1 protein-coding gene and 2 pseudogenes are annotated in these 2,927 nt (G+C 55.6%); 2 read left to right on the forward strand and 1 reads right to left on the reverse strand.

The window, feature by feature from the left end; genetic code table 11:
* Window positions 1–52 precede the first annotated feature (52 nt).
* Window positions 53–373 (forward strand): annotated as a pseudogene (rumA, locus tag BBW68_RS11215) (23S rRNA (uracil(1939)-C(5))-methyltransferase RlmD); the annotation flags it as partial.
* A 31-nt stretch (window positions 374–404) separates the two neighbouring features.
* Window positions 405–2,642 carry a GTP diphosphokinase gene (gene relA / locus BBW68_RS11220; protein WP_070135431.1) on the forward strand — a complete coding sequence of 746 codons (2,238 nt, stop codon included), beginning with the start codon at window positions 405–407 and terminating at the stop codon, window positions 2,640–2,642.
* A gap of 145 nt (window positions 2,643–2,787) precedes the next feature.
* On the opposite strand, the pseudogene BBW68_RS19875 reads toward relA, so the two are convergent.
* A pseudogene (locus BBW68_RS19875) lies at window positions 2,788–2,927 on the reverse strand (IS3 family transposase); the annotation flags it as partial.

A 2,927-nucleotide genomic window follows, 5' to 3' on the forward strand; every position in this document is an offset into this window, starting at 1 on the left:
AATTAACTATTTTAAAACAGATAGTTAAACGTAAAATTTAAACCTTATCTAGGACAGCCCCTTAAATAATTTGCATAACGTGTCGTTCTGGCAGCATAACCTCGAAGAGAATGTCAGCCGCCAGCCTTGGACTGCTCAGGGATTTAACAAAGTGTTACTGGACTCAGCCCGTGCCGGAGCTGCCGGCGTGATGGCGCATATCATTAGATTTGCGCCGCAGCGGGTGGTCTATATGTCCTGTAACCCGATGACGCTGGCACGGGATAGTCAGGCATTACTGACGTCCGGCTACCAATTGGAACGGGTGACAATGCTCGATATGTTCCCACATACCGGGCATCTGGAATCCATGGTGCTATTTAGCCGAAAATAGTTCCCTGAACGGGGCTACGCCAGGAGAGGATATGGTTGCGGTAAGAAGTGCACATTTGAACACGGCTGGCGAGTTTGCGCTCGACCAATGGATCACCAGTCTGGGGATCTCCAACCAGCAGTCATGTGAACTACTGGTCGAAACTTGGCGCTATTGTGAGGCGACCACCAAAGACCATCCTGATGCCGCGCTGCTGCTGTGGCGCGGCGTTGAGATGGTGGAAATCCTCTCAATGTTCAGCATGGACTGGGAAACGCTGTGTGCCTCGCTGCTGTTCCCGCTAGCCGACGCTGGCGTGGTCACTGAGCAGCAGCTTGAGGAGCAGCACGGTAAAGCTATCGTCTCGCTGGTTCACGGCGTGCGCGATATGGATGCCATCCGCCAGTTAAAAGCCACCCATAATGACTCCATGGCTTCTGACCAGGTCGATAACGTGCGCCGCATGCTGCTGGCGATGGTGGAAGATTTCCGCTGCGTGGTTATCAAGCTGGCGGAGCGCATCGCCCACCTGCGCGAAGTCAAAGACGCGCCGGAAGATGAGCGCGTGCTGGCAGCGAAAGAGTGCAGCAATATCTATGCTCCGCTGGCTAACCGCCTCGGTATCGGTCAGCTGAAATGGGAGCTGGAAGATTTCTGCTTCCGCTATCTGCACCCGGACGAATACAAGCGCATCGCCAAGCTGCTGCACGAGCGCCGTATCGATCGTGAAGACTATATCGATACGTTTGTGCAGTCGCTGCGTACAGAGATTGTTAAAGAGGGCGTGAAGGCGGAAGTGTATGGTCGCCCGAAACATATCTACAGCATCTGGCGCAAGATGCAGAAGAAAGCGCTGGCCTTTGATGAGCTGTTCGACGTGCGTGCCGTACGCATCGTGGCGGAGCGTCTGCAGGATTGCTACGGCGCGCTGGGGATTGTGCATACCCTGTATCGTCATCTGCCAAGCGAGTTCGACGACTATATCGCGAACCCGAAACCCAACGGCTACCAATCCATCCACACCGTGGTGCTGGGGCCGAAGGGTAAAACCGTTGAAATTCAGATCCGCACGCGCCAGATGCATGAAGATGCCGAGCTGGGCGTGGCGGCGCACTGGAAGTACAAAGAGGGCGCGGCAGACAGCGGCAGTGCACGCGTCGCCTCCGGCTACGAAGGGCGCATTGCGTGGCTGCGTAAGCTGATTACTTGGCAGGAAGAGATGGCGGACTCCGGCGACATGCTCGACGAAGTGCGCAGCCAAGTATTCGACGACCGGGTCTATGTGTTTACCCCAAAAGGGGATGTGGTCGACCTGCCGGCTGGCTCCACACCGCTCGACTTTGCCTACCATATTCACAGCGATATCGGCCACCGTTGCATCGGCGCGAAGATTGGCGGGCGCATCGTGCCGTTTACCTATCAGCTGCAAATGGGCGATCAGATCGACATCATCACCCAGAAGCAGCCGAACCCGAGCCGCGACTGGCTGAACCCGAATCTTGGCTACGTGACCACCAGCCGCGGGCGCTCTAAGGTGCACGCTTGGTTCCGTAAGCAGGATCGCGACAAGAATATTATCGCCGGGCACCAGATCCTCGACAACGAACTGGACCAACTCGATATCAATCTGAAAGATGCCGAGAAGCTGCTGCTGCCGCGCTACAACTTCAATACGCTGGATGAACTACTGGCGGCAATTGGCGGCGGCGATGTGCGCCTCAATCAGATGAGCAACTTCCTTCAGTCGAAGCTGCACAAGCCAAGCGCGGAAGAAGAAGACCGCAAAGCGCTGCAAAAGCTGATGCAGAAAACCTCCAACAGCGTACTGCGTAGTAAAGAGAGCGGGCGCGTGGTGGTCGAGGGTGTCGGCAATCTAATGCACCATATTGCGCGCTGCTGCCAGCCAATCCCCGGTGATGATATCACCGGCTTTATCACCCAAGGGCGCGGGATCTCGATTCACCGCGCCGACTGCGATCAGCTGGCGGACCTGATGTCGCACGCGCCGGAACGCATCGTGGATGCCGTCTGGGGTGAGTCTTATTCCAGCGGCTATTCGCTGGTGGTGCGCGTCACCGCCAATGATCGCAGCGGCCTCCTGCGCGACATCACCACCATTCTGGCTAATGAAAAGGTCAATGTACTGGGCGTTTCCAGCCACAGTGATACCAAAAGGCAGCTAGCGACCATCGATATGGATATTGAAATTTACAATCAGCAGGTGCTGAGCCGCGTGATTGCGCGGCTTAACCAAGTGCCGGATATTATCGATGCCAAACGCCTGCATTAATCGGGTCGGGCATGCCAGATCCCTACGTAGGGGCTACGTATGCGTCGCCCGCCCATTTAACATGGATATCATTATGACTTCTCTCGATTGCCTGCTGGGCATCATGAAAACCCTGCGCGATTCGGAAAAGGGCTGTCTGTAGTGGTCAACTAATACTGGCCACAGCATTAGACTGTAAGTAGTACAGCCGCTCAGATTCGTTGGGCGTCAGACTGCCGTTATACCAGTGGGGCCTGATAGCGCTGTAATATCCCGTTATATAGCGGATTATCGCGCCCTGGGCTT

Origin of the sequence: Candidatus Erwinia dacicola, from assembly GCF_001756855.1 — a bacterium.
GTDB lineage: Bacteria > Pseudomonadota > Gammaproteobacteria > Enterobacterales > Enterobacteriaceae > Erwinia > Erwinia dacicola.